This is a genomic window from Oceanimonas marisflavi (assembly GCF_003049725.1).
Taxonomy (GTDB): Bacteria; Pseudomonadota; Gammaproteobacteria; order Enterobacterales; family Aeromonadaceae; genus Oceanimonas; species Oceanimonas marisflavi.
Window position 1 is genome coordinate 1 of the sequence record NZ_QAGM01000075.1, and the last position, 371, is coordinate 371.

Here is a 371-nt window from a genome sequence, read left to right on the forward strand (position 1 = left end):
GCAATGGCATCGGCGATCCGCTGTGTCGTCCAGCGCTGATCTTCATAGCCAAAGCCTTCTGGGCCCAACTCTTCCAATGCTTTCAGGATCAGCGGGACAGCGGCGTCTGGCAGTTTGGGTGGATGGCCAGGAAAAGGTTTGGTTTTCAGTGCCTCTTTTCCACCTTGATGGGCCCGCTTGACCCACTGGCTGACACAGCCTTGAGTCACCCCAAGTCGTTCGGCGATAACCGATTGTTTAACGCCCTCATCGGCCCATTGCACCGCCAGCACTCGACGATATTCCTTAGCCGCTCCCGTCGGTTTCATCATGTCTCACTCGCTCAAAATCCGAGCGAATATTTTATTAAAACCTGAGAACTATGTCAGTAA

Annotated in this window: 1 protein-coding gene; it reads right to left on the reverse strand. The window is 53.4% G+C overall.

Annotated features, from left to right (window positions below; genetic code table 11):
- On the reverse strand, positions 1–311 hold a 311-nt coding region (locus tag DA373_RS16145; RefSeq protein ID WP_157953743.1), incomplete at its 3' end, for a helix-turn-helix domain-containing protein.
- Positions 312–371 lie beyond the last annotated feature (60 nt).